We start from the raw sequence: 26,736 nt of genomic DNA, 5'->3' as shown, positions 1-26,736 counted from the left end.
GATGGAAACCCGTGCACACCATGTATTGATCGGGCTGATCACCGTGCTGGTCGTGGCTGGCGCCATGCTGTTCGGCCTGTGGCTGGCCAAATCCAGTGTCGATAACACCTTCAAGGACTATGAAGTGGTGTTCAACGAGACCGTTTCCGGCTTGTCCAAAGGCAGTTCGGTGCAATACAGCGGGATCAAGGTTGGCGATGTCATCAACCTGCGCCTCGACCCAAAGGATCCTCGCCGTGTACTGGCTCGCATCCGGCTGAGCGCCGACACCCCGATCAAGGAAGACACCCAGGCCAAGCTGGCCCTGACCGGTATCACCGGTACCTCGATCATCCAGCTCAGTGGCGGTACGCCACAGAGCCCAGCATTGGAAGGGGTAGGGCACAAACTCCCGGTGATCATCGCCTCGCCATCACCGATTGCACGTCTTATGAGCAACAGCAATGACCTGATGAGCAGCATCAACCAACTGCTGCACAATGCTAACCAGCTGTTTTCCGAGGAGAATGCCGCAAGGCTGAGCAATACCTTGGCGCATCTGGAGCAAACCACCGGTTCGGTTGCCGAGCAGCGCGACGACATTCGCCTCGCCATCCAGCAATTGGCACAGGTGAGCAAGCAGGCCAGCGCCACGCTGGAGCAAACCAGCCAACTGATGCGCAATGCCAATGGCCTGCTCAGCAGCCATGGCACACAAATCGTCGGTAATGCCCAACAGGCAATGCAGTCGTTGGCCAGCAGTACCACAACCCTCAACGCCATGCTCAACGACAATCGCGAAGCCATCAATGAGGGTGCGCAGGGCCTGCATGAACTGGCACCGGCCATTCGAGAACTGCGAGACACCCTGACCGCATTGAAGGCAATCTCCCGGCGCCTGGAAGCCAACCCCAGTGGCTATCTGTTGGGCCGTGACAAAAACAAGGAGTTCGAGCCATGAAGCGTAACCGCCTGGTACTGGCATTAGCGCTAAGCCTGAGCAGTGCCTGCTCGATTCTGCCCCAGGCCGACCCATCCGATGTCTACCGCCTGCCGACCCACCAGGTCCAGCACGGCACCAGCGGCGTTGCGCCACTAGACTGGTCGCTGCGTCTGAACAAACCGCTCACCAGTGAAGTGCTGAACAGCCCGCGTATTGCTGTGGTGCCTCAAGGTGATCTGATCAGCAGCTACAAGGGCGCCCGCTGGAGTGACCCGGCGCCCACATTGCTGCGCAACCGCATGCTCGATGCTTTCCAGCGCGATGGTCGGGTACAGCGGCTCAGCGCAGACGATAGCAACCTGCAAGCCGACTACGAGCTGGCCGGCGAGCTGCAATCGTTCCAGAGCGAGTATGGCGCGCAGGGGCTCAACGTGGTGATCCGCTTTGATGCGCGCCTGGTACAAGGGCACACCCAGCGAATTTTGGCCAGCCAACGCTTCGAGGTGCGTCAACCGCTAAGCGATAAACAGATACCCGCTGTCGTCGAAGGCTTTGGCCAGGCCAGCGACCGACTGATGGCGCAACTGGTTGATTGGACCGTGCGCCAAGCCGCACAAGCTCAGGCAAAGAACCAGTAGCAGACGCCAATGGCCGCCAGTACACCGGCCAATTCGGCGAGCAGCGCACAACCCACGGCATGTCGGGCCCGCTGGATACCCACTGCGCCAAAATACACGGCCAGTACATAGAATGTGGTTTCGGTGCTGCCCTGAACCGTGGCAGCCACCAACGCAGGGAAACTGTCTACCCCATGGCTTTGCATGGTCTCGATCAACATCGCGCGGGCAGCACTGCCAGAGAATGGCTTGACCAGCGCGGTCGGCAACGCATCGACAAAGCGGGTATCCCAGCCAAACCAGTCAAACGCATAGCGAATACCGTCCAGACCGAACTCAAGGGCTCCAGAGGCACGCAATACGCCGACGGCGCAGAGCATTGCCACCAGATAGGGCAACAGGCTCTTGGCGACGTCAAACCCTTCTTTGGCGCCCTCAACGAAGGTTTCATACACCTTGACCCGCTTGAAAGCGCCAATCAGCAAAAAGAGCATGATCAGTCCGAACAAGGTCAAGTTGCCCATGATTGACGAGAGGGTCGCCAGGGCTGTAGCCGAAAGCCCAGCCAGCAGCGCCATGAACCCACCGAGCAGCAGCGCGCCAGGCACCAGGTAGGCCAGGACCACCGGGTCCCATAGCCGCAGTCGTTGCATGACCGCCACAGAAAGCAGGCCGACCAGCGTTGATGCACTGGTCGCCAGCAGGATCGGCAGGAACACCAGCGTCGGGTCCAGCGCCCCCTGCTGTGCGCGGTACATGAAGATGGTGACGGGCAACAACGTCAGCGAAGAGGCGTTGAGTACCAAAAAGAGAATCTGCGCATTACTGGCGGTGGTTGAGCTGGGGTTGAGCTCCTGTAGCGCCCGCATGGCCTTGAGCCCGATCGGCGTGGCTGCGTTATCCAGGCCCAAGCCGTTGGCGGCAAAGTTCAGGGTGATCAAACCTAATGCCGGGTGGCCGGGGGGAACCTCCGGCATCAGGCGCTGGAACAATGGGCCTAGTACTTTGGCCAGCCATTCGACCACACCGGCTTTCTCGGCAATTTTCAGAAAGCCCAGCCAGAGGGTGAGGGTACCAAACAACAACACCATGACCTCGACCGACAATTTGGCCATGGCAAAGATGCTCTCGACCATGGAGGCAAAGATCCCGGCGTTGCCGCCCACTAACCATTGCGCCAGCGCCGACACGGCAGCGACCACGAAAAATCCAAGCCAGAGGCCGTTGAGCATCAGTTATTCCCCCACACAGTGGGCCGAATGATAGCGGGCCAGGCTGGGGGCACGCCAGAAAAGCAAAAGCCCCGACACGTCGGGGCTTTTAATCAGATCATGCAGCGACTTACTTGGTCGCCACTTTGCCGACAGGTACTGCTTCCTTGCTGCGCCAGTGCGGCAGCGAGTTCCAGTAGCGCTGGCCTTTGGCATCGTCGTACATGCCTTCCCAGCGAGCGATAACCAGTACCGCCAGAGCGTTGCCGATCACGTTCAGCGCGGTACGGGCCATGTCCATGATGCGGTCTACACCGGCGATGAAAGCCAAGCCTTCCAGCGGAATACCGACACTGCCCAAGGTGGCCAGCAGTACCACGAAAGATACGCCCGGAACGCCAGCAATACCTTTGGAGGTGACCATCAAGGTCAGTACCAGCAGCAGTTGCTGGCTGATCGAAAGGTCGATGCCGTAGAGCTGAGCGATGAAAATCGCAGCAATGCTCTGGTACAAGGTCGAACCGTCGAGGTTGAACGAGTAGCCAGTCGGGACGACGAAGCTGCAGATGGCCTTCGGTGCACCGTAGGCCTCCATCTTCTCGATTACGCGCGGCAATACCGTTTCAGAGCTGGCAGTGGAGTAAGCCAGAACCAGCTCATCCTTGAAAATGCGCATCAGCTTCAGGATCGAAAAGCCGAACAAACGAGCGATCAGGCCCAGCACCATGAAGCCGAAGAAGGCAATCGCGAAGTAAACCAGCAGTACCAGCTTGGCCAGCGGCAGCAGCGAAGCAAAGCCGAAGTTGGCAACAGTGACCGCGATCAGCGCAAACACACCGATTGGCGCGTAGTTCATGATCATGTGAGTGACCTTGAACATGGCTTCGGACACGCCCTGGAAGGTTTTCACCAACGGATCACGGATATCCGCCTGCAAGCTCGAAAGGCCCAGACCGAAGAGCACGGAGAAGAAAATGATCGGCAGCATTTCACCGCGCATCAGCGCTGCGAAAATGTTCGACGGAATCAGGTTGAGGATCGTCTCGATGAACGCGTGCTCATGCTGCACTTCAGCAGCGGTTGCCTGGTACTTGGAGATATCCACCGTACCCAGCGTGCTCATGTCGATGCCGGCGCCTGGGTGGAACAGGTTGGCCAACAGCAGGCCGACCACGATCGCGATGGTGGTGACCACCTCGAAGTAGATGATGGTTTTCAGGCCAATACTGCCCAGTTTTTTCGCATCGCCAACCCCGGCGATACCCACGACCAGTGAAGAGATCACGATCGGGATAACAATCATCTTGATCAGGCGAATGAAGATGTCACCGGCTGGCTGAAGAACGTTACTGATCCACCATGCCTTTTCTGCACTGAAATGATTCAGCACTGCACCGATTGCAATCCCGAGAATCAAACCGATGAGGATCTGCCAAGCGAGGCTTAGTTTTGCCTTCTTCATGTCGTTACCCTTTCTTCAAGTGGTCACGGGCATTGCGCTGAAAACCCCGACCTAGAGCTATTGAAAGCCTTCAAGAGTCGATTGATCGCAGCAGGCAATAGCGCCGTAGAAGGTCACCGCAGGCGAGCGAAAGAACGCTCGGGTCAGCGAAAAAAGGCGCAACTATTCCGACGCGAGAGGGTAACGTCTAATGCCGTAAACGATTGCCCTATGCCGAATCGGCATGATGATTAAGGCTAAAAACGAACGTCTGAAAGGGTTGAAATAGAGGCGTTCGGAATTCCGAAGATGGCCAAAGCGCCATATTTAGGCCAATTCAGCCATATCCGCTTGGGTGATGAATGCCGTTGTTCGACAATCCGAATGCGTGAAACGCTCCAAATTTGTCGGAGGGGTCAGCTAAAAAAATATCGATGTACGGTCAACAAGACACACACTTCGACATCCGCTGTAGGAAACAACCCAAAAAAGCCAAAGTGATGCCCATTACCTCTACAGGCATTTCGGATATCCACTCAGTACCCGGGCCAACACTGAAACGTACAGAACCCTAAACAGAGCGCCTGACTGGCTTCGTCATCCACGTCGACCGAAAAACAGGGACACAGCGAACAGCACAAGGAAAATGATGAAGAGGATCTTGGCGATGCCGGTCGCTGCACCCGCGATACCACCGAAGCCCAGTACAGCAGCGACAATGGCGATAATCAGGAAAGTAATAGCCCAACTCAACATGATGATTCTCCGTCGTATATTGGAGGAGGTTCAGGCCTCATCATCGATCCGTCGCGGCCCCCTGCGCCGACCTCGGGTCACCAACTCGGCAAATTGCCTGGCGCTGAGGGGGTGCGCAAACAGCCAACCCTGTCCGTAGTTCACACCCTCGCTGTTCAGCAACAGCGCCTGATCCTCATACTCGATACCTTCGGCGATAACCCGCAACTGCAAGGCATGCGCCATGCGAATGATATGCGGCGCAACCCCGCTACTGGCGGCATCGTGGCCCAGAGCATCGATGAACGCCTTGTCGATCTTCAGGCAGTCGACCGGCAGTGTCTGCAGGTAGGCCAGGCTGCAGTAGCCCGTGCCAAAATCATCGATCAACACTTGGTGACCAACCGAGCGCAGTGCTTGCAGGTTATCCCGTGCGACTACCACATCAATCAGCCCGCGCTCAGTCACCTCGAAAGCGATCTGGCTGGCCGCGACGCGGTGCAGTGCCAGTAAACGAGCAGCCACACGACCAATGCGTGGCACCATCACATCGCACGCTGCCAGGTTAATCGAGATGTACAACTGAGGGTTGGCGCGCAACAACTGCCCCAACTGCTCCAGCACGCGCTGCAACACAAAGTCGGTGATCTGGCGAATTTGGCCGGTGTTTTCCGCCAAAGGAATGAATAAGTCCGGACTGGTCAACGTGCCATCGGGATGGCGCCACCGTACCAGCGCCTCGGCCCCCACGCATCGTCGGCTGTTGAGTTCGAGAATTGGCTGATAGAGCACCTGCAACTCACCTCGCCGCAACGCCCCCTGCAGCTCCGAACTCATTGATTGACGTTGACGTACCAGCTGCAGTACCAACCAGCCGATGCACCAGGCCAGCAGCAGGCTACCTGGGAACAACAACCAGATGACGCCATTCATTTTCAGCGGCAGGCTGGTTTTGGGGGTAATCAGCACCAGTTGATAGTCCGGAGACTTGGTCGGCATCCGATAGACCAGATGATCGGGCAACTCCAGCATGGCGTTTGCAACGTCGAGTGCCCCATCAGAGGAGGGTGGCCATGCCTGCGCCGGCCCCAACACGGGTACTGCGCGCATGCCGTTGTCGAGCACCACCAACAGGCTGCCGCCTGGTGGCAGATCAACAACATCGCTCAGGTGCCCACGAGAAGTCGAGATACGGAAATGCCCACGCCCCAGCATCAATGCCGCCAGGTTATCGTTCGGTTCGGCACTGGTGTTCAACCAATAGCTGTAGGTCGGCCCCTGAATGTCCGGGGGCCGTACAGGCTCTGTGCTGTGCTCGCCCAAGCGGTTGGAGCAGCGGGTGTCTCCATCTATATAGGCGGCTTCAAAGACAAAGCGATTGTTGAAGCCAACCTGCTGCAAGGCTGCCAACATCTGCGGAGTGCACCCTCGCAGCGGTTGAGCCTGAAGATGATCCACACCTTCACGCAGCTGACTGAAGATCTGCTCCAGCCGCTCCAGAAAGCGCTCCCCCTTCGCATTCATCTGCTCGCTTTCACTTTGCTGAATCTGGTGCATGGCCACACCAAGGCTGGCACTCAGCAACAGGATCGCACTGGCCGAGGCCGCGAGAGCGGCCAGTAGCCAGGGGCGAAGGAAAAAGCTGCGCAACGCGGCGAAGGCAGATGACATCAGGCGATATCCCGTTGAATACCACAAGGTATAGCAACTGCCTGACGAATCAGCCTGCCCGTTGGGCGGCGCCCATCAGCGGGAGCGGTTGAGCACCTGCAAGATTGCCGCCGTCTGCGCATCGGGCACGCCATCAAAACGTTGCGGGCGGAATCGCATCTGGAAGGCAGCCAACACGTGCCGGGTACTGACATCATTGACCCCGGTTTGCTCGATGGCATAGCCGAAACGTGCCAGTTGCTGCTGGTACCAGGCAATACTCGGCGGGCTCACATCGAAACGGGCACGCTGCTGTGCAACGGCAGCGGCATCAGGCCATACACCAACACCGGCATCGGCCAGGCGCTTCCAGGGAAACAGAGGGCCGGGGTCGAGTTTGCGTGATGGCGCTATATCGCTATGCCCAATGATATGCCGTGGGTCGATGTTATTGCGTTTTACGATGTCCTTGAGCAACAGGATCAGCGCCTGTATTTGCGCCTCGGAGTAGGGGTGCCAGACACGTCCAGACGGTGTATCGGTAAAACCTGGGTTTACGATCTCAATGCCAATAGAGCTCGAGTTGAGCCAGGTACGCCCCTGCCATTGACTGTCACCGGCGTGCCAGGCACGGCGGTTCTCGTCTACCAGTTGGTAGATGGTCGCTGGTTTATCACCGATCAGGTAGTGGCTGCTGACTTCACCATGGGTCAACAACGCCAGTGAACGCTCCAGCGAAGCGTTGGTGTAGTGCAGGACAACAAACTGGATACGACTGTCCTGGTTGACGGATGGGTGGCTTCGGTCAATCTGGAGGGTGTTTGCACAACCGGCCAGAGACAGAAGCAGCAGGGCGCAGAAGAAGGCTTTCATGGCAAGAGGGCACATCTATGGGTATCAGTAATGCAATAGCATAACGTACCCTCTCTAGCGATGGCGCAAACGGTGATAACTATATAGTGCTCATCCTTGTTCGACGCGGTTACGGCCTTGGTGCTTGGCGCGATACAACGCCTCGTCGGCGCGCTTGAGAGCAATGTCGCTGCGCTCTCCATCACGTAGCGCAGTGACGCCTATCGAGAGGGTGATCGTTACCCGCTCGCCCTTGAAGTGGAATGGGCAGGCCTCGACCGCCGCCCGCAGGATTTCGGCCTGCTGGCATCCACTGAGCAGATTGCTCTGCGGCATCAACAACACAAACTCTTCACCACCAAACCGGGCGATAAAGTCACGCCCGCGCAAGCGCTTGCGCAGTTCGTTGGCAACGATCTTTAGCACCTTGTCGCCAGCGAGATGCCCGTAGTTATCATTGATCCTTTTGAAATGGTCCAGATCAAGCATCGCGACCAACAGGTGGCCACCCTGTGCCTGCCAAGCCTGCATCTCACGCTCCAGATGCTCGGACCAGGCCGCACGGTTGGGCAGGCCGGTCAGCGGGTCGATCAAGGCCTTCTGCCGCTGCTCTTCCAGGTGCTCACGATAGCCTTGGGCTTCCTGCTCCATATGCGTGACCCGTTCAGCCAAGCCACGCAACCGCTCGGCCATTTCCTGTTCACGCTGATCGCGCTGCTGCTGGTGTATGTCAATCGTTCCCAGCAATCCTTCCAGGCGGTTATCCAGAATGTGTTTGAGGCTCTCCAGATCCGCAGCCCCCTGCACGCTGCTTTGCAGGCCATCAACCTGTTCACGCAACTGGCTATCCAGATCGCGGGCAGCTGTCCGGCTATCGGCATGCCCTTCACTGGCTTCCTGCAGATGACTCTGGAAAGACTCAAGGCGTTCATTGACCTGCTGCAGATAGGCTTCAAACTCATGCTGGCCACTGCTGGTGATAGCCAGCATGAGCACGACCAGATCGTCCAGGACCGGCAACAGCTCATACCAGTTCAGGCCATGCTGCAGGCGCTCGCGCATGGATTGCGCCTGGGCCTTGTGCCGCTCGGGAAGCGTCAGATCATCCAGCAAGCCCAGCAGGGTCTCTTCAATATGACTGGCGACCGAACTGTAGCTAGGCTCGGTGTTTTCGGGCAGTGCGTACGCCTCTTCGGCGGGAGTGGCCTGATCCTCCGGGATATCGGCAGCGAGCGGTGGAACATCGGCCCCGGTCTCCGGTGCTTCAGGACGCTCAGGTTCAGATGCTGGCTCCGCTGCCAATGCCTCAAGCGGCGCAGCGACTGGAGGAGAGGGCACATGCACAGGCTCGGCGGCCGCGGGTTCGACCTGCACGGACATCACCGCCTCGCTGGCCGCCTCGGCAACGGGCTCAGGCAGCGGATGCAGCTCATCTGCATCAACCTCGGCAGGCGATGCAACAGGCGCTGATTCAACAACAGCGGCCTCGAACTCAACCTCAACGGCCTTAGAGGCTGTGCTGGCAACCGTTGTCGGTACTGCGGGCGCCTCTGATGCCGCTTCGCGGTTACCGAACAACCGCTGCAAAAAACCTGGGCGGCCGGCTTCTTCTGGCTTGTCCAGCGCAGCAATCGCCTGGCCTTGCAAGCTACTCAGCTCGCCCAGCAGCAAAGGCATCTCACGAGGCTGACTCGCGCGAGCATCCAGTTGTTTGGCAAATTTTTTCAGCGGCCGAGTGACCTCACTCGGCAACGGCAATGCTTGCAACTGGCTCACTAATGCCGCCAGCGCTGTGCCGATCTGTGCCGTTCGGGTTTCCCGACGCTGCTCGGAGTCCAATACGGCTTTTTCCAACCGCGGAATCAAGCCTGCCAGTGCAGCGTCCATATTGTCGGTGCGGATGACATCGCGCATCTCTTTCATGCACTTATCAACAGCCAGATCGCTGCCTTCGGCCGCCAATGTGCTGCGTACCAAGCCCCGGCGCAGAAGGTCAAGGCGAGCTTCCCAGCGGCGCTCGAGCTTTTCTTGTTGCTCAATACTCTTGAGGTATTTCTCTTTCCAGCGCTGGGCTTCTTCGGTCATGCCTGATTTCGCAAAGGAGTAGGGGCAGTTAGCTCACGGCCGGAAGCGTATCCATCGCAAGGGCATCAGGCAAACGAATCTCAACCGCGACCGGAAGATGATCGGAAATGGGCTGGGCAAGCACCTCGAAGCGCTCCAGCGTGAGGCTGGGGCTGAGCAAGATATGATCAAGACAACGCTGCGGCCGCCAACTGGGGAACGTGGCTTGCACCTGCGGGGCAACCAAACCGAGATCACGCAATGGCGAGTGTTCCAGCAGGTCGCTGGCATGGGTATTCATGTCGCCCATCAATACCTGATGACGATAACCACCAATCAGTTCACGAATGTAGGCGAGTTGACGCGCACGGGTCCGTGCACCCAGTGCCAGGTGCATCATCACCACGACCAACGCATCGTCCCCTTCACCAAAACGCACCAGAATCGCACCACGACCCGAAGGACCGGGCAGCGGATGGTCTTCCAGCAACTGCGGCTTCAGGCGACTGAGTACGCCATTGCTGTGCTGAGCGAAACGGCCAAGGTTGCGATTGAGCTGTTGATACCAGTAAGGGAAGGCACCCAGTTGCGCCAGGTACTCGACCTGATTGACGAAACCTGAACGCAAGCTGCCACCATCGGCCTCCTGCAGGGCGACGAGATCAAAGTCGCTGAGCAGGTCACCAATTTTCTGCAAGTTACCGGCACGGCCGGTGGTAGGCAAAAGGTGCTGCCAACTACGCGTCAGGTAGTGGCGGTAGCGCTCGGTACTGATCCCCACCTGGATATTGAAACTGAGCAGGCGCAGACGACCGTCCTTCGGGAGGCTACTGGTCTGCAAATGGTGTTCGTTGACCTGCGGATCATGCAGGCCAACACACCGTTCAGTTTTCCAACGCCGCATGGCAATCGCCGCTTACTGGGCGGCGCGCTCCTTGGCAATCAACTGGTCAGCCACGTTGATGGTTTCCTCTGGACCGCCGGCAGAGCCCAGGTCAAAACGGTACTTACCGTTGACAACCATGGTCGGAACACCGCTGATTTCATATTTTTTGGCCAGATCGCGAGCTTTCTGAACCTGGCCCTTGATCGCAAAGGAATTGAATGTCGCCAGGAACTTGTCCTTGTCGACGCCCTGAGTCGCTAGGAAGTCGGCCATTTCCTCAGGCTTGGTCAGACGCTTGTGTTCCACTTGGATCGCGTTGAATACAGCACTGTGCACCTTACCCTCGACACCCATGGCTTCCAGGGTCAGGAACATCTGGCCATGGGCATCCCAGGCGCCGCCAAACATGGCAGGTACGCGCACAAAGTTGACGTCCTTTGGCAGCTTCTCGACCCATGGGTTGATGGTCGGCTCAAAGCTGTAGCAATGCGGGCAGCCGTACCAGAACAGCTCCACCACCTCGATCTTGCCAGGCACAGCAACCGGCACAGGATTGTTCAGCTCGACATACTTACCGTCTGCAGGCGGCTCGGCGGCCTGGACGGACATGCCAAAGACGCTGGCGGCGACCAACGCGGCGCTGAGAATCAGATTACGCATGCTTTACTCCTGAGCAGTGATGAGTCGCCACAACGCGACCTGCCTTCAGACAGATCGACACAGGCCTGAGTTCGATAGTGTAACGGTAGCAGGTACAAAAAAGGGCGGCCCTAGCCACCCTTTTCATGCTTTCGCAGCTGCATTAACGGCACGTTAACATTGCGAGAGATGTAGCCCCGCACAACGTTACGCCGCAAGGATCAGTGCAGACCCTGAATGTAGCTCGATACTGCCTCGATGTCCTTGTTGCTCAGCTTGGCAGCGATGGAACGCATGGTCATCGCGTCGCCGTCGTTGGTACGGTTGCCTTCACGGAAGTCGGTCAATTGCTTGGCGACGTACTGCGCATGCTGGCCACCCAGGTGCGGGAAACCGGCAGCAGCCAGGCCAGCGCCATTAGGCGAGTGGCAACCGGTGCAGGCTGGCATGCCTTTTTCAAGGTTGCCACCGCGGAACAGGGCTTCACCGGCCGCGACCAGTTTTGGATCGGCGGCGCCGACACTGCCTTTCTGGCTAGCGAAGTAGGCCGCGATATCTGCCATGTCCTGATCACTCAGGTTGGTCAGCAGACCGGTCATTTCCAGCACGGTGCGCTTACCCGACTTGATATCATGCAGCTGTTTCTCCAGGTATTTCTCACCCTGGCCAGCCAGTTTCGGGAAGTTCGGCGCCATGCTGTTACCGTCTGGACCGTGACAAGCGCCACATACAGCAGTTTTGCCCTGACCGGCAGCGGCATCGCCAACAAGATTGCCAGCGGCATTTGCAGCGCCGGTGACGCCCAAGGTCAACAGCAGACTCACGAGTAGTTTGTTCATCAGCTAATCCAACTACGGCTAAGGGTGAAAGAGTTATGTATCGATACTATCGGATCATCCACTGAATGATCGCCCGGTAGTCTTCGGCACTGCAGTCCATGCACAATCCACGCGGCGGCATAGCCTTGAAACCCTGGGTGACATGCACCACCAACGTCTCCATACCCTGCGCCAGTCTCGGTTCCCAGGCTGCACGATCACCTGGTTTCGGTGCCTGTGGCAGCTGACCGGCATGACACGCCGCGCATGCGCGGTTGTACAACGCCTCGGGATCCTGTGTAGCCTGAGCGCTGAAAAACGGTACCAAGACAACGGTAACCAACAGCCATTTCGTCATGCGAACGACCTTTCAGGGCTGGGGGCCTGCACTGCGTTCTAACGCGCAAGCTTGAATCGGGTCCCCCCGTGAACCTCATCCTACGCTGGGATAAAGCGCACACAAAATCTGCGGCATTATATACTCCCGTTATCGAAACGGAAACGACACCCCTTGCCGAGCCTGCCTCGGACAAGCCCCCAAGCGGATACCCCATGCACGTAAAAAACCCCATTCTCGGCCTCTGCCAACAGGCCAAATTTGCGCTCAGCGCCGCCAAAGTCGACCAGTGCCCAGACGACCAGGGCTATGAAGTGGCCTTTGCCGGGCGCTCCAACGCCGGCAAGTCCAGCGCTCTAAACACGCTGACCCACGCCAGCCTGGCACGCACCTCGAAAACACCCGGTCGCACCCAGTTACTCAATTTTTTCAGTCTGGACGAAGAACGGCGTTTGGTCGACCTGCCAGGCTATGGCTATGCAAAGGTCCCAATCCCGCTCAAACAGCACTGGCAGCGCCACCTGGAGGCCTACTTGGGCAGCCGCGAAAGCCTGCGGGGCGTGATTCTGATGATGGATGTGCGTCACCCCATGACCGACTTCGACCAGATGATGCTCGACTGGTCAGTGGCCAGTAACATGCCGATGCATATTCTTCTGACCAAAGCCGACAAACTCACCTATGGCGCGGCAAAAAACACCCTGCTCAAGGTGCAAGCGGAAATCCGCAAGGGCTGGGGCGAAGGGGTGACCATTCAGCTGTTCTCCGCCCCTAAGCGCCAAGGGCTGGAAGAAGCCTACGGCGTTCTGGCGAACTGGATGGAGTTGGCCGACAAGCCCGCAGAATAAGGGCCAGGCGCCAAACGCAAGGCAAAAAAAACCCCGGACTTCGTATGGGGAGGGGGAAGTTCGGGGTTCAAGTTCCGGACCGCTAGGGCGGGGTCCAGATATCTGCCAACACTTAACACAACATAGGAGCATCGAAGGGCTTCACCACCCATTCAGTTACTCTGAGTCGTGGTTCACCCGATTAGTTCCGGGCGTTTAGAAACTATTTGCGATAGCACATAGAATTTCCACGACTAACAGCGTGTACCCAGCCAAAAAGCCGCGACGATATGCCGCAGCTTTTTCAGGGTTATTTAGTGCGCTTCATCCCAATTCGAGCCCACACCTACCTCCACCAGCAGCGGAACATCCAACTGCGCGGCGCTGCTCATGTACGGACGGATCTGTTCACGCACCTGATCGACCAGGTCTTCACGTACTTCCAGCACCAATTCATCGTGAACCTGCAGGATCACCCGAGCATCCAGTCCGGAATCGTTCAGCCAGTTGTCTACCGCCACCATGGCCCGCTTGATGATGTCGGCTGCAGTACCCTGCATTGGTGCGTTGATCGCCGTGCGCTCCGCGCCTTTGCGCAGTGCCGGGTTCTTTGCATTGATGTCCGGCAGGTACAGGCGGCGACCGAACAGGGTTTCGACAAACCCTTGCTCGGCAGCCTGAGCACGCGTGCGCTCCATGTACGCCAGCACGCCTGGGTACTGTGAGAAATAGCGGTCGATATAGGCCTGGGACTGCTTGCGATCGACACCAATCTGCTTGGCCAGACCGAAAGCGCTCATACCGTAGATCAAGCCGAAGTTGATCGCCTTGGCACTGCGCCGCTGGTCGCTTGTAACGTCTTCCAAGGCAACGCCGAAGACCTCGGAGGCCGTAGCCCGGTGAACGTCCAGGTTGTGCCGGAACGCATGCAACAGGCCTTCGTCCTTGGCCAGATGAGCCATGATGCGCAACTCGATCTGCGAATAGTCCGCAGCCAACAGACGGTAACCGGGTGCAGCAACAAACGCCTGGCGAATACGCCGCCCCTCTGGGGTGCGAATCGGAATGTTCTGCAGGTTTGGATCACTTGAGGACAAACGACCGGTGGCCGCCACGGCCTGATGATACGAGGTATGGATACGCCCGGTGCGCGGGTTGATCTGCTCGGGCAGACGGTCGGTGTAGGTGCTTTTCAGCTTGCTCAGCGAGCGGTACTGCATCAGCACCTTGGGCAGTGGGTAGTCCTGTTCGGCCAGTTCCGCCAGCACAGCCTCAGCCGTGGAAGCCTGGCCCTTGGCGGTCTTGCTGAGGATCGGCAGGCCGAGCTTTTCGTACAGAATCACCCCCAACTGCTTAGGCGAGCCCAGGTTGAACTCTTCACCCGCGATCGCAAAGGCTTCACGCTCCAGCGCGACCAGTTTCTCGCCCAGCTCAAGGCTCTGAGCACCGAGCAGCTTGGCATCGACCAGTGCCCCCTGACGCTCGATCTTCGCCAGCACCGGCACCAGCGGCATCTCGATCTCGTTCAACACCGGCAGCACGCTCGGTGTCTTGGCCAAGCGTGCCTGCAATGCCTGATGCAGACGCAACGTCACATCGGCATCTTCGGCCGCGTAGGGGCCGGCCGTTTCAAGCGAAATCTGGTCGAAGGTCAGTTGCTTGGCACCTTTCCCGGCAATGTCCTCAAAGGAAATAGTGGTGTAGTCCAGGTACTTGAGCGCCAGGCTGTCCATGTCATGACGGGTCGCGGTGGAATCCAGCACGTAGGACTCCAGCATGGTGTCGAAGGCCACACCACGCAGCGCGATACCGTTTGCCTGATCACCGCCAATCGCGCAATTGGCCAGAATATTCATGTCATATTTGGCGTTTTGGCCGACTTTCAGTGTATTCGGGTCTTCCAGGATCGGCTTGAGCGCCAACAACACGGCGTCTCGATCAAGTTGCTCGGGCACACCCATGTAGGAGTGAGTCAACGGAACATAGGCCGCCTCAAAGGGCTCCACAGCAAACGACACACCGACAATTTGCGCCTGCTGAGCATCAAGACCTGTGGTCTCGGTGTCGAAAGCAATCAGCGTGGCCTTCTTCAGTTTTTCCAGCCAGACGTCAAAGCGCGCTTGGTCAAGGATGGTCTCATACTTCACTTCGACCGCTGGCTGCTCTGCCACCTCGGCAACCGCCACGCCTTCACGCTTGGCCTCACGCTGAAGCTCCTCGACCCAGCTCTTGAACTCCAACTCGGTGTACAGCGCCAGCAAGGCTTCGCGGTCGGGTTCACCGCACACCAGTGCGTCAACCTCGATATCCAGCGGGACGTCGAGCTTGATCGTCGCCAGTTCATACGAGAGGAACGCGGCGTCGCGGTGCTCCTCAAGCTTGGCCGGCAGGGTCTTGGCCCCCCGGATAGCCAGGCTGGGCACCTTGTCGAGGTTGTCGTAGAGATCGCGCAGACCGCCACCAACACCAGTCAGCAGGCCCAACGCGGTTTTCTCGCCCACCCCTGGCACGCCAGGAATGTTATCGACCTTGTCACCCATAAGAGCCAGGAAGTCGATGATGTGTTCGGGACCGACGCCGAATTTCTCCTTCACGCCAGCCACGTCCAGCACACTACCGGTCATGGTGTTGACCAGCGTAATGTGGCCATCGACCAGTTGCGCCATGTCCTTGTCGCCTGTGGAGATGATCACCGGACGTCCGGCAGCCGCGCTGCTGCGGGCCAGGGTGCCAATCACGTCATCGGCTTCGACGCCCTCTACACAAAGCAGCGGATACCCCAGTGCACGCACGCTGGCATGCAGCGGTTCGATCTGCACCCGCAAGTCATCCGGCATACTGGGCCGATTGGCCTTGTACTCGGCGAACATTTCGTCGCGAAACGTGCCGCCTTTTGCATCGAAAACAACTGCAAACAGGCTGCCGGGATACTGCTTGCGCAGGCTCTTCAGCATGTTCAGCACGCCCTTGACCGCACCGGTTGGCAGGCCCTTGGAGGTGGTCAGTGGCGGCAGCGCATGGAAGGCGCGGTACAGGTAGGAAGAACCGTCCACCAGGACGAGGGGAGCTTGGCTCATGAGCAGAATCAACCTTTTCGGCGGGCCCGGCGCTAGAATGTCCGGATCATTGACGACAAAGGGACAAGGTTATCATGCGCACACTAAATCGCCTGTTGCTGCTAGGGCTCCTGGCTACTCCGTTCGCGTCGATGGCTGCGGATGATGCACCGTCGCCCGATCCGGACGTCACCATTCGCCAGGAAGGCGATAAAACCATTCAGGAGTACCGCCAGAATGGTTTTCTGTATGCCATCAAGATTACCCCCAAGCATGGCAAACCTTACTTTCTGGTTCGCGCCGACGGCACCGAAGCCAACTTTATCCGCTCAGATCAACCGGACATGCTGATTCCATCCTGGAAGATTTTCGAGTGGTAACGCGCGACCTCTAACATCAACCCGGCACTTCCTGGCCGAAGTGCCCGAACGAGCAGTTTTGACCATGTCTGTGTTCACCCCTTTGACCCGGCCTGAGCTGGAAACCTTTCTGGCCCCTTATGGCCTGGGCCGCCTTCGGGATTTCCAGGGCATTGCCGCCGGAACCGAAAACAGCAACTTCTTCGTCAGCCTCGAACAGGGTGAGTTTGTGCTGACGCTGGTCGAGCGCGGGCCAATCCAGGACCTGCCGTTCTTTATTGAACTGCTGGACGTCCTGCACGAAGCCAACCTGCCTGTGCCATACGCATTGCGGACCACGGACGGCGTGGCATTGCGCGAGTTGGCCGGCAAGCCGGCCTTGCTGCAACCGCGACTGCCAGGCAAGCACATCAAGGAGCCGAACAACCAGCATTGCCATCAGGTTGGCGAACTGCTTGGCCACCTGCATGTGGCGACCTGCGAGCATGTGCTGGAGCGTAAAACCGACCGCGGCCTGGACTGGATGCTGCAAACCGGTGCCGAGCTGATGCCGCGCCTGAACGCGGATCAACGCCAGCTGCTGCAAGCCTGCCTGGAGGAAATCAGAACGCACCACGCGCAGATCATGGCCTTGCCGCGCGCCAACCTGCACGCAGACCTGTTCCGTGACAATGCGCTGTTCGAAGGCACGCACCTGACGGGCCTGATCGACTTCTACAACGCCTGCTCCGGGCCGATGCTCTACGACCTGGCCATTACCCTGAACGACTGGTGCTGTGACGATGCCGGGCAGCTCGACGGTGCGCGCTCCAGGGCGCTGCTGGGTGCCTATGCGGCACTGCGCCCCTTCACGGCGGCAGAAGCGCAACTCTGGCCGGTCATGCTGCGGATAGCCTGTGTACGCTTCTGGCTGTCACGGCTTATTGCGGCAGAGTCCTTCGCGGGCATGGATGTATTGATTCACGACCCTGCCGATTTCGAAGTGCGCCTGGCAGCGCGCCAGCAAGTCAGCGTGGCGTTGCCGTTCGCGCTCTAAGCCGGTTATTGCACGGAGGCGGCTGTCTAGAGCGCCTCCAGGCAACCCGCCAGGTCATTGCCAAGCTTCTCCAGCACCTGCTCATAGCCCTGGGCGGTCACTGGGGTATTGCCCCCTAGTGCATCCAGTTCGGCCAGACGTACCGGCAAGCCGGCCGTCAAGGTCTCGGCCAGTCGTGGGCGCAGCGGCGGCTCACTGAAGACGCACGTCTTGCCGACTTCCTGCAAACGCTTGCGCATGGCAGCAACGTGCTGGGCACCGGGCTGCACTTCGGCGGCGACACTGAATACGCCAGTATGCTGCAAGCCGTACGCCGCCTCGAAGTAATCAAACGCTTCGTGGAAAACAAAGTACGGCCTGCCGGAAACACCCGCCAATCGAGCCTTCAAGCGCAGGTCGAGGGCATCCAGGCGCTGCTCGAACGCGCTCAGGTTGCTCTGATAGCGGGCAGCATTGGCCGGATCGGCGGCCACAAGGTCAGCCGCCATTTTCGCGGCGATCACCCGGGCATTGGCCGGTGCTAACCACAGGTGCGCATCCAGGCTACCCGGACGATGATCGTGATCATGCTCGTCCGTCGACTCGTGGGAGTGGCTGTCTTCGCCAAAATGGCGCAACTGCAACCCCGGCACAGCCTGCAAGGCCACGCTGGGCTTGTTGCGGCTGCTCAGCACGCGCGGCAGAAAACCTTCCATATCAGGGCCAATCCAGTAAAGCAGGTCGACCTCGGCAACCCGCCGCACGTCCGAGGGACGAAGGGCGTAATGGTGAGGCGAAGCGCCCGGTGGAAGCAGCACCTCGGGCGTACCAACACCGTCCTGGACCGCAGCCGCAATCAACTGCAGCGGCTTGATGCTGGTCAATACACGGACCTCGGCCTGCGCTGGCGCCAAGACGACAAGACTGGAGACAAAAGCGACAAAAAGGGCAAAAAATCGGGACACGATAGCCACTCAACGGTTCAGGAACAGGTAACATAATAACGTCTCTCACAAGAACCGTCGCTGCTCATGCCTACTACACCGCTGGCCAATCGCCCCCACGACCACTCCCACTGCGTCCACAGCGCCCTGGCCGAGGCCGACGCGCTGTGTGTCCGCCAGGGCCTGCGCCTGACCGCCTTGCGTCGACGCGTGCTGGAGTTGGTCTGGCAGAGCCATAAACCCTTGGGCGCCTACGACATCCTGGCCGTGCTGAGTGAGCAAGACGGTCGCCGCGCCGCGCCACCGACGGTGTACCGGGCACTGGATTTCCTCCTGGAAAACGGCCTGGTTCACCGAATTGCGTCGCTCAATGCCTTCATGGGCTGCAGCCATCCAGAGCATGTCCATCAAGGGCAGTTCCTGATTTGCCGCGAATGCCATGTCGCGCTCGAACTGGAACAGTCGTCGATCAGCGATGCCATCGTTGCCAGCGCCAAGGAGGTCGGTTTCACGGTTGAAACGCAGACCGTCGAAGTGGTTGGGCTCTGCGCCAGTTGCCGGAGCGCGTGATGAGCAATGCCCTGATTCGCCTGGAGCAGGTGAGCGTCGGCTTCGCTAGCCAGTCGGTGCTCGACAACATCGACCTCAGTGTCGAGCCTGGCCAGATCGTCACCCTGATCGGCCCCAACGGCGCAGGCAAAACGACCCTCGTACGCGCGGTGCTCGGGCTGCTCAAGCCCGACAGCGGCAAAGTCTGGCGCAAACCCAAGCTGCGTATTGGCTACATGCCACAGAAGCTGCACGTCGATGCGACCTTGCCGCTTTCGGTTCTACGGTTTCTGCGCCTGGTGCCCGGCGTAGACCGCAATACAGCCTTGGCAGCCCTCAAGGAAGTGGGTGCCGAGCAGGTGATCGACAGCCCTGTCCAGAGCATTTCCGGCGGTGAAATGCAGCGCGTACTGCTGGCCCGGGCGCTGCTGCGCGAGCCCGAGCTGCTGGTGCTCGATGAACCGGTACAGGGCGTCGACGTGGCGGGCCAGGCCGAGCTGTACAGCCTGATCACCCGGCTGCGCGACCGCCACGGTTGCGGTGTACTGATGGTCTCCCATGACCTGCACCTGGTAATGAGCACCACCGATCAGGTTGTCTGCCTGAACCGGCATGTCTGCTGCTCCGGGCATCCCGAGCAAGTCAGCGGCGACCCGGCCTTTGTCGAGCTGTTCGGCAACAACGCGCCAAGCCTGGCGATCTACCACCATCACCACGACCACGCCCACGACCTGCACGGTTCCGTGGTTGCCCCGGCCAAAGCCGGTCATGTACACGGAGACCACTGCAAGCATGGCTGATTTTCTGCTCTACGCCCTGCTTGCAGGTTTGGCGCTGGCGCTGGTTGCAGGCCCCTTGGGATCGTTCGTGGTCTGGCGGCGCATGGCCTACTTTGGCGACACGCTGTCCCACGCGGCACTGCTGGGTGTGGCACTGGGCTTCGTACTCGACATCAGCCCCGCCCTGGCGGTTACGGTGGGTTGTCTGCTGTTGGCGTTGCTGCTGGTCACCCTGCAACAGCGCCAGCCGCTAGCGTCCGACACCCTGTTGGGGATTCTCGCACCCAGCACCCTGTCCCTCGGCCTGGTCGTGCTCAGCTTCATGCACGATGTGCGAATCGACCTGATGGCCTACCTGTTCGGTGATCTGCTGGCGATCAGCCCGGGCGATCTTGCCTGGATACTCGGCGGCAGCAGCGTGGCCTTGCTGCTGATCGTGGCCCTGTGGCGGCCCTTGCTGGCCGTGACCGTCCACGAGGAGCTGGCCATGGTCGAAGGCTTGCCGGTGGCCGCGTTGCGCCTGGCCCTGATGCTGCTGATCGCGGTAGTCATTGCCGTGGCCATGAAGATCGTCGGCGTGCTGTTGATCACATCACTGCTGATCATCCCGGCAGCCGCTGCCCAGCGTCACGCCCGCTCACCCGAGCAGATGGCCCTGGGTGCCAGCCTGCTAGGCGTGGTGGCGGTATGCAGCGGGCTCGCCCTGTCCTGGTTCAAGGACACGCCGGCCGGGCCGTCAATCGTGGTCTGCGCTGCAGTGCTATTCTTGATTAGCCTGGCGCTTCCCCGGCGCTGAACGGCGGCGCAGTCGCGCAGGGTACAACCACACAGGTTGCACCCTGCGACATTTTAATCGCGCATACACTCTGAAGAGTTATTTTCGAGTCAGCGAGCTGGGTGTAGACTTGCTCGTTTTTTGCGCAAATAGAGAGTCGCAGGAATGAAGCCGTTCGCCTCCCGTTATCTGCTCCTTGCCGCGTTTTCCCTGGCCTTGGCCGCATGCTCAAGCAACCCGGCGCAGAGCACCGCCGTGCCTGCGGCGCCAGACGCCTGGCAGCAGCTGGAACAAAGCATCGCCAGCAGCGAACTGGCCACCGCCGAAGATCAACTCGCAGCGCTACAAACTCAAGCACCGGGCGACAGTCGCCTGGAGCAATATCAGCGGCAACTGGCCGAAGCCTACCTGCAACGCAGCCAGATCGTACTGCAGAAAGGTGATGTGAATGCTGCCGCCACAGCCCTTAGCCGCGCCCGTGCGCTGATGCCCAAGGCGCCAGCCCTGACCGGCGGCGTCAACGGTGCCATTACCCAGGCGCGAAGAGCTGAGCTCGACAAGGCCGAAGCCGCCCTCAAGGCCGCAGAAGCACGCCCTGCGGCCAAGCTCATCGACCCGTCTGCAGCCAGCACGGTCATCGCCCTGAAGATTGGCAAGATGAGCGAACTTCGCCGCCAACTCGATGATATTGCCAGCGATACCGTCAACTATGACTGCGACGTGCTGTTTCAGGTACCGCGCAAGCAGGACTATCCGTGGCTTGCCACCCTGCTCAGCAAACGCGTGCACAAGCTTGCACCTGACTTCGCGCTGCAGCAGCGCCATGAGATACACCGCAATCAGCCGGCCCAGGTTGTACTGACACCGCGCCGCCCCTAAGACCAGCTGCCGGGCCGCCCCTCGGGTATCCCGGCCGGCTCCGGGCCCGCCCAGGCTCACGGACCGTCTTGGCAAGCATTTCGCTCAACTGACCACTGATCGCGTTATTCCCGTATCGTTGGTTGTTTACGAAATAAATGCTAAGAACCTCTATGTGAACAGGCTAAAATGCGCGCCCGGCCATCCGCTGACCCTAATTCATGCGCCCCACAAGGTTCGCTACGTGATCGAGTTTCAAAACGTCCATAAAACCTACCGCGTTGCCGGTAAGGATATCCCCGCCCTGCATTCGACCGACCTGCGAGTCGAGAACGGGCAGGTATTCGGCCTGATCGGCCATTCCGGTGCAGGCAAAAGTACCTTGCTGCGCCTGATCAACCGCCTGGAAGCCCCTAGCGGCGGGAAAATCATCGTCGACGGTGAAGATGTCACCGCGTTCAATGCCAACGAGCTGCGCCGCTTCCGGCAACAGGTCGGGATGATCTTCCAGCACTTCAACCTGCTGGCGTCCAAGACGGTTGCTGACAACGTTGCCCTGCCATTGACCTTGGCCGGTGAGCTATCGCGCAGTGAAATCGACACCCGCGTCAGCGAGCTGCTGGCCCGTGTCGGCCTGAGCGAACACGCCAGGAAATACCCGGCGCAACTGTCTGGCGGGCAAAAGCAGCGCGTTGGCATTGCCCGCGCCCTGGCGACCAAGCCGAAGATCCTGCTGTGCGACGAAGCCACCAGTGCCCTCGACCCGCAGACCACCGCCTCGGTGCTGCAACTGCTGGCCGAGATCAACCGTGAGCTGAACCTGACCATCGTCCTGATTACCCATGAAATGGATGTAATCCGTCGCGTCTGCGATCAGGTGGCCGTTATGGACGCCGGGCAGATCGTCGAGCATGGCCCGGTGGCAGACGTGTTCCTGCACCCCAAGCACCCGACCACAAAGCGTTTCGTTCAAGAAGACGAACAGATCGACGAAAACGAACAGCGCGACGACTTTGCCCATGTACCGGGCCGGATCGTGCGATTGACCTTCCAGGGCGATGCCACCTATGCGCCGCTGCTGGGTACCGTCGCCCGTGAAACCGGGGTGGACTACAGCATCCTGGCCGGACGTATCGACCGCATCAAGGACACTCCCTATGGGCAACTGACCCTGGCCATCACCGGTGGTGACATGGACGCGGCGTTTGCCCGCTTCCACGCGGCTGACGTTCATATGGAGGTACTGCGTTAATGGACGCCCTGAATTTCTTTGCCAACGTCGACTGGAGTGAAATCTGGTTGGCCACCGTCGACACCATGATCATGCTCGGCGGTTCGCTGTTCTTCACTGTGCTGCTCGGCCTGCCGCTGGGCGTGCTGCTGTTTCTCTGCGGCCCGCGCCAGCTGTTTGAAGAAAAGCGCGTGTATGCGCTGTTGTCGCTGATCGTCAACATCCTGCGTTCGCTGCCATTCATCATTCTGCTGATCGTGATGATCCCGATCACCGTACTGATTACCGGCACCTCGCTGGGCGTCGCCGGGGCCATTCCACCGCTGGTGGTCGGAGCCACACCGTTCTTCGCGCGCCTGGTGGAAACCGCCTTGCGTGAAGTAGACCGGGGCATTATCGAAGCCACGCAAGCCATGGGTGCCACCACGCGACAGATCATCGTCAACGCGCTGCTGCCAGAAGCTCGGCCAGGTATTTTCGCGGCAATCACCGTCACCGCCATCACCCTGGTGTCGTACACCGCCATGGCCGGCGTCGTCGGCGCTGGTGGGCTGGGTGACCTGGCTATCCGCTTTGGCTATCAGCGGTTCCAGACTGATGTCATGGTGGTCACCGTGGTCCTGTTGCTGGTACTGGTTCAAGTACTGCAGAGCGTCGGCGACAAACTGGTTGTGCATTTTTCCCGTAAATAACCCCATGGGTCGGCCATGCCGACACCCGGGGGCCGTAACGGCCCTCACAAGGAGTGATGAATGAAAAAACTGCTTGCTGTTGTCGCCGCCGTTGCGGCCTTCTCCGCCCAGGCGGCCGAAACCCTGACCGTCGCTGCGACCGCCGTGCCGCACGCCGAGATCCTTGAGTTCGTCAAACCGAGCCTGGCCAAAGACGGCGTGGACCTGAAAGTGAAGGTCTTCACCGACTACATCCAGCCTAACGTACAGGTTGCCGAGAAGCGTCTGGACGCCAACTTCTTCCAGCATCAGCCGTACCTGGATGAATTCAACAAGGGCAAGGGCACCAACCTGGTCAGCGTCGCCGGCGTGCACCTGGAGCCACTGGGCGCCTACTCGAGCAAATACAAGAAGCTGGACGAGATCCCGTCGGGCGCCAACGTGGTGATCCCTAACGACGCCACTAACGGCGGCCGTGCATTGCTGCTGCTGGAGAAAGCGGGCCTGATCAAGCTCAAGGATGCCAAGAACATCCTGTCCACGCCGAAAGACATCGCCGAGAACCCGAAAGGCCTGAAGATCCGCGAACTGGAAGCCGCGACCCTGCCGCGCGTCCTGACCCAGGTCGACCTGGCGCTGATCAACACCAACTACGCGCTGGAAGCCAAGCTGGACCCGGCCAAGGATGCGCTGATCATCGAAGGCAGCGACTCGCCTTACGTCAACATTCTGGTTGCCCGCCCGGACAACAAGGACTCCGACGCCATGAAGAAACTGGTTGGCGCACTGCATAGCCCAGAGGTGAAGCAGTTCATCCTTGATAAGTACAAAGGCGCTGTCGTTCCAGCGTTCTAAGACCTACCTGCTGGAGCCGGTTTGACCGGCTCCAGCACATCCCCCCTCAATCACGCTTGACCAACCCCGGCAACTGGACAATCAGTTTCTGGTTGTTGAAGGGCGCACGAATGAAACCACGTTGCTTCCCGTCCGGCCCCAGCAGGGCCAGGTTGCCGCTGTGGTCAACCGTGTAGTTCGGCTTGCTGGTGTCGGCCGGAATGAACGGAATGCTCAGCGCATTGGCCAGCTTCTGGGTCGTATCCAATGAGCCTGTCACGCCACGAAACTCCGTATCGAAGTACCCCAGGTACTGCTTGAGCTGAGTTGGCGTGTCGCGGTTCGGATCAACACTGACCAGAACCACCTGCAAGCGCTCGGCCGCTTCTTTTGGCAATTCGCTCTTTACCTGACGCAGTTGCGCCAAGGTGGTCGGGCAAACGTCCGGGCAGAAGGTGTAGCCGAAGAACAGCAATGACCATTTGCCTTTCAACTGGTCCATCGTCACAGGCTGGCCATTCTGGTCGGTCATTTCCAGCGCAGGCACACTGCGACTTTGCGGCAACAGAATGATCCCGGCATCAATCAGCTCGGCGGGGTTGGCCTGGCCTTTGGTAGTGATCACTTTGTTGATGGTAAGCCCCAGTACGATGGCAACCAGGGCAACGAGGATAAAGACTGTTTTCTGGGTTCGGGTCATAGGTTCAACAGTAGGTAATGGTCTACAAGCAGCGCGATGAACAACAGGAACAAGTAGTAGATAGAGTACTTGAAGGTCTTGATCGCCGCGTGCGGCCGACTGCCACGGTACAACACCCACGCCCACTGCAGGAAGCGCGCGCCCAACAGCAGGGCACAACCGAGATAGAGCGGCCCACTCATATGGATGGCATAGGGCAGCAGGCTGACCGCCAGTAGCATCAAGGTGTAGAGCACGATGTGAACCTTGGTGTAGTGCTCGCCATGGGTCACGGGCAGCATGGGAATATCTGCCAAGGCGTACTCGTGCTTGCGGTGAATGGCCAAGGCCCAGAAATGCGGCGGGGTCCAAGCGAAGATGATCAGTACCAGCAGCAGGGGCTCAGCACTGAGGTGCCCACTGACGGCCACCCAGCCCAGCAACGGTGGCGCCGCACCGGCCAGGCCGCCGATAACAATGTTCTGCGGTGTTGCGCGCTTCAGAAAGCCGGTATAGATCACGGCATACCCCAACAGTGAGGCCAGGGTGAGCCAAGCGGTGAGGGCATTGGTAAAGGTCAACAGCAGGACCATGCCCAGCACGCCGAGCAAGAGGGCAAATGCCAGTGCGGCGGTAGGCGCCACGCGTCCCGCAACCAGCGGACGTTTATGGGTGCGGGCCATCAATGCATCAATGCGCCGGTCCAGCACTTGATTGACCGCTGCCGCTGCACCCGCACAAAACGCAATTCCGAGATTGCCAAAGATCAGCACCGTCCACGGTACGCCTGCCCGGGTGGCCAGAAACATGCCGACCAGCGAGGTGATCAGCATCAGCAGCACAACCTTGGGTTTGGTCAACTCAAGGTAGTCACGCCAACCTGCCTGGCTACGACCCTCAGTCAGAAGCGTTGCCATGGATTATCCCCCAGATAGTGCACAACGCCCCCGGCACTGAGAGGCCGCAGTCGCCATTCGCGGCCCACACGACGCACTTTCGGTTGAGCCACACGGCGGGTGCTGTAGTTGACCAGAACCAGGGTCAGAAGCAGGGCTGCCCCCCCAGCGTTATGGGCCACGGCCACGGCCAATGGCAGATGGAGCAGTACGTTACTGATACCCAGGCTGATCTGTACCGCCAGCACCGCCAGCACCAGTGCCGCCAACCGCTTGAGGCCAAACCGGCGCAATTGCCAGGCCAGTGCCAGCAGTGTACCGGTCACCAACAAGGCGCCGAGGCGGTGGGTGATATGGATGGCCGTGCGCGCATCGCTGTCCAGCTGCCCACCCAGGTAATTCGGACCGATATGCTGGGTCAGGTGGAAACCATTGGCGAAGTCGGCCGTCGGCCACCACTGACCATGACAGGTGGGCACATCGATACACGCCACGGCCGCATAGTTGGCACTGACCCAGCCCCCCAGGGCAATCTGGCCTATCACCATCAACAACGACAAGGCCGCAAGACGGCGTAAACGCACGGGCAAAAGCGGTAACGGGGCAAACGCGTGTGACAGGCGCAGGCTCAACAGAAACAACAGGCCAAGGGTGGTGAAACCGCCCAGCAGATGCGCCGTCACGACCTGCGGCCATAACTTGAGGGTGACGGTCCACATGCCAAACGCCGCCTGTGCCACCACCACCCCAAGCAGCACCAAGGGCAGTTTGAAAGGCTGGCCATCGCGCCCATGACGACGGATCGCCTGCACAGCAAGCATCGAAATCACCAGCGCCAGGGTCCCGGCAAAATAGCGGTGGATCATTTCGTTCCAGCCCTTATGGGCCTCCACCGGCGCATCGGGATAATGCAACTCGGCATGCGCCAACTGCGCTTCGGTCTTCGGCACGCTGAGAAAACCGTAACAACCCGGCCAGTCAGGGCAACCAAGCCCGGCATGGGTCAGGCGGGTATAGGCACCGAGCAAGATGACCACCAGTGCCAACAACGTAGCAAACACTGCAAGGCGATAACCGGGTCTGGCCATGAC

General features: G+C 59.5%; 27 protein-coding genes. 12 read left to right on the top strand and 15 right to left on the bottom strand.

Annotated elements, in window-relative coordinates; translation table 11 throughout:
• The first annotated feature begins 1 nt into the window (after position 1).
• Together CS390_RS00635 and CS390_RS00630 are read left to right on the top strand one after the other, a co-directional pair.
• Positions 2–940 carry an MlaD family protein gene (locus CS390_RS00635; protein ID WP_065761303.1) on the top strand — a complete coding sequence of 313 codons (939 nt, stop codon included), beginning with the start codon at positions 2–4 and terminating at the stop codon, positions 938–940.
• Complete coding sequence (locus CS390_RS00630; protein WP_065761304.1) at positions 937–1,560, top strand: ABC-type transport auxiliary lipoprotein family protein; 624 nt, start codon at positions 937–939, stop codon at positions 1,558–1,560. Before CS390_RS00635 ends, CS390_RS00630 begins: the two co-directional genes overlap by 4 nt.
• Here CS390_RS00630 and CS390_RS00625 read toward each other — a convergent pair.
• The 10 genes from CS390_RS00625 to CS390_RS00580 form a co-directional block, all read right to left on the bottom strand.
• Positions 1,542–2,771 carry a nucleoside recognition domain-containing protein gene (locus tag CS390_RS00625; RefSeq protein WP_099773245.1) on the bottom strand — a complete coding sequence of 410 codons (1,230 nt, stop codon included), beginning with the start codon at positions 2,769–2,771 and terminating at the stop codon, positions 1,542–1,544. The genes CS390_RS00630 and CS390_RS00625 overlap by 19 nt on opposite strands.
• Positions 2,772–2,880: 109 nt before the next feature.
• Entirely contained in the window at positions 2,881–4,212 is a 1,332-nt protein-coding gene (gltP, locus tag CS390_RS00620) for a glutamate/aspartate:proton symporter GltP (RefSeq protein WP_065759051.1), read from the bottom strand.
• Positions 4,213–4,788: 576 nt separating this feature from the next.
• The gene (locus CS390_RS00615) at positions 4,789–4,947 is read right to left on the bottom strand and encodes a DUF1328 domain-containing protein (protein WP_065759052.1); all 159 of its coding nucleotides are present in this window, start codon (positions 4,945–4,947) and stop codon (positions 4,789–4,791) included.
• A 30-nt stretch (positions 4,948–4,977) separates the two neighbouring features.
• A complete protein-coding gene (locus CS390_RS00610) occupies positions 4,978–6,597 on the bottom strand; it encodes an EAL domain-containing protein (RefSeq protein WP_065759053.1) in 1,620 nt (539 codons plus the stop codon).
• A 75-nt stretch (positions 6,598–6,672) separates the two neighbouring features.
• Complete coding sequence (locus tag CS390_RS00605; RefSeq protein ID WP_065759054.1) at positions 6,673–7,449, bottom strand: N-acetylmuramoyl-L-alanine amidase; 777 nt, start codon at positions 7,447–7,449, stop codon at positions 6,673–6,675.
• Positions 7,450–7,539: 90 nt separating this feature from the next.
• Entirely contained in the window at positions 7,540–9,513 is a 1,974-nt protein-coding gene (locus CS390_RS00600; RefSeq protein WP_099773244.1) for a GGDEF domain-containing protein, read from the bottom strand.
• 28 nt (positions 9,514–9,541) lie between these two features.
• Positions 9,542–10,396 carry an endonuclease/exonuclease/phosphatase family protein gene (locus CS390_RS00595; protein ID WP_065759056.1) on the bottom strand — a complete coding sequence of 285 codons (855 nt, stop codon included), beginning with the start codon at positions 10,394–10,396 and terminating at the stop codon, positions 9,542–9,544.
• 12 nt (positions 10,397–10,408) lie between these two features.
• Positions 10,409–11,038: a thiol:disulfide interchange protein DsbA gene (gene dsbA, locus CS390_RS00590; RefSeq protein WP_065759057.1), complete on the bottom strand. Its 630-nt coding sequence runs from the start codon at positions 11,036–11,038 to the stop codon at positions 10,409–10,411.
• Between the two features lie 200 nt (positions 11,039–11,238).
• On the bottom strand, positions 11,239–11,856 hold the full coding sequence (locus tag CS390_RS00585) for a cytochrome c (protein WP_065759058.1): 618 nt from the start codon (positions 11,854–11,856) through the stop codon (positions 11,239–11,241).
• A 46-nt stretch (positions 11,857–11,902) separates the two neighbouring features.
• The gene (locus CS390_RS00580; protein WP_065759059.1) at positions 11,903–12,193 is read right to left on the bottom strand and encodes a cytochrome c5 family protein; all 291 of its coding nucleotides are present in this window, start codon (positions 12,191–12,193) and stop codon (positions 11,903–11,905) included.
• Between the two features lie 194 nt (positions 12,194–12,387).
• Between CS390_RS00580 and yihA the strand changes: the two genes are divergently transcribed.
• Positions 12,388–13,020, top strand: coding sequence for a ribosome biogenesis GTP-binding protein YihA/YsxC (gene yihA, locus CS390_RS00575; protein WP_065759060.1), 633 nt, complete (start codon positions 12,388–12,390; stop codon positions 13,018–13,020).
• 293 nt (positions 13,021–13,313) lie between these two features.
• Here yihA and polA read toward each other — a convergent pair whose 3' ends face one another.
• Positions 13,314–16,076 (bottom strand): DNA polymerase I, encoded by a 2,763-nt coding sequence (gene polA, locus CS390_RS00570; protein ID WP_099773243.1) that lies wholly within the window; start codon positions 16,074–16,076, stop codon positions 13,314–13,316.
• A 74-nt stretch (positions 16,077–16,150) separates the two neighbouring features.
• Here polA and CS390_RS00565 point away from each other — a divergent pair, with 74 nt between their 5' ends.
• Together CS390_RS00565 and CS390_RS00560 are read left to right on the top strand one after the other, a co-directional pair.
• Entirely contained in the window at positions 16,151–16,435 is a 285-nt protein-coding gene (locus tag CS390_RS00565; protein ID WP_099773242.1) for a DUF2782 domain-containing protein, read from the top strand.
• Between the two features lie 64 nt (positions 16,436–16,499).
• Entirely contained in the window at positions 16,500–17,450 is a 951-nt protein-coding gene (locus CS390_RS00560; RefSeq protein WP_065759063.1) for a homoserine kinase, read from the top strand.
• 26 nt (positions 17,451–17,476) lie between these two features.
• On the opposite strand, the gene CS390_RS00555 is transcribed toward CS390_RS00560, so the two are convergent.
• Positions 17,477–18,394, bottom strand: coding sequence for a zinc ABC transporter substrate-binding protein ZnuA (locus CS390_RS00555; RefSeq protein WP_065759111.1), 918 nt, complete (start codon positions 18,392–18,394; stop codon positions 17,477–17,479).
• A 66-nt stretch (positions 18,395–18,460) separates the two neighbouring features.
• Here CS390_RS00555 and zur point away from each other — a divergent pair, with 66 nt between their 5' ends.
• From zur to CS390_RS00520, 7 genes are all read left to right on the top strand, one after another.
• Complete coding sequence (gene zur, locus CS390_RS00550) at positions 18,461–18,943, top strand: zinc uptake transcriptional repressor Zur (RefSeq protein WP_065759064.1); 483 nt, start codon at positions 18,461–18,463, stop codon at positions 18,941–18,943.
• The gene (znuC, locus tag CS390_RS00545; RefSeq protein ID WP_065759065.1) at positions 18,943–19,722 is read left to right on the top strand and encodes a zinc ABC transporter ATP-binding protein ZnuC; all 780 of its coding nucleotides are present in this window, start codon (positions 18,943–18,945) and stop codon (positions 19,720–19,722) included. Before zur ends, znuC begins: the two co-directional genes overlap by 1 nt.
• Complete coding sequence (gene znuB / locus CS390_RS00540; RefSeq protein WP_065759066.1) at positions 19,715–20,497, top strand: zinc ABC transporter permease subunit ZnuB; 783 nt, start codon at positions 19,715–19,717, stop codon at positions 20,495–20,497. Before znuC ends, znuB begins: the two co-directional genes overlap by 8 nt.
• A 144-nt stretch (positions 20,498–20,641) precedes the next feature.
• The gene (locus CS390_RS00535) at positions 20,642–21,355 is read left to right on the top strand and encodes a PA5502 family lipoprotein (protein ID WP_065759067.1); all 714 of its coding nucleotides are present in this window, start codon (positions 20,642–20,644) and stop codon (positions 21,353–21,355) included.
• Positions 21,356–21,578: 223 nt separating this feature from the next.
• Positions 21,579–22,586, top strand: coding sequence for a methionine ABC transporter ATP-binding protein (locus tag CS390_RS00530; RefSeq protein ID WP_065759068.1), 1,008 nt, complete (start codon positions 21,579–21,581; stop codon positions 22,584–22,586).
• Positions 22,586–23,257, top strand: coding sequence for a methionine ABC transporter permease (locus CS390_RS00525; RefSeq protein ID WP_099773241.1), 672 nt, complete (start codon positions 22,586–22,588; stop codon positions 23,255–23,257). The genes CS390_RS00530 and CS390_RS00525 overlap by 1 nt, the downstream gene beginning before the upstream one ends.
• Positions 23,258–23,317: 60 nt before the next feature.
• Positions 23,318–24,091, top strand: a complete 774-nt coding sequence (locus CS390_RS00520; protein WP_065759070.1) for a MetQ/NlpA family ABC transporter substrate-binding protein — start codon at positions 23,318–23,320, stop codon at positions 24,089–24,091.
• Between the two features lie 46 nt (positions 24,092–24,137).
• Here CS390_RS00520 and CS390_RS00515 read toward each other — a convergent pair whose 3' ends face one another.
• The 3 genes from CS390_RS00515 to CS390_RS00505 are packed head-to-tail and all read right to left on the bottom strand — an operon-like array spanning position 24,138 to position 26,733.
• On the bottom strand, positions 24,138–24,770 hold the full coding sequence (locus CS390_RS00515; RefSeq protein WP_065759071.1) for an SCO family protein: 633 nt from the start codon (positions 24,768–24,770) through the stop codon (positions 24,138–24,140).
• Positions 24,767–25,666, bottom strand: coding sequence for a heme o synthase (cyoE, locus tag CS390_RS00510; protein WP_099773240.1), 900 nt, complete (start codon positions 25,664–25,666; stop codon positions 24,767–24,769). Before cyoE ends, CS390_RS00515 begins: the two co-directional genes overlap by 4 nt.
• The gene (locus CS390_RS00505) at positions 25,651–26,733 is read right to left on the bottom strand and encodes a heme A synthase (protein WP_099773239.1); all 1,083 of its coding nucleotides are present in this window, start codon (positions 26,731–26,733) and stop codon (positions 25,651–25,653) included. The genes cyoE and CS390_RS00505 overlap by 16 nt, the downstream gene beginning before the upstream one ends.
• Positions 26,734–26,736 lie beyond the last annotated feature (3 nt).

It is taken from the genome of Pseudomonas sp. HLS-6 (genome assembly GCF_002753995.1).
Lineage (GTDB): Bacteria > Pseudomonadota > Gammaproteobacteria > Pseudomonadales > Pseudomonadaceae > Aquipseudomonas > Aquipseudomonas defluvii.
This window is presented reverse-complemented; position numbering and strand designations above follow the sequence as displayed.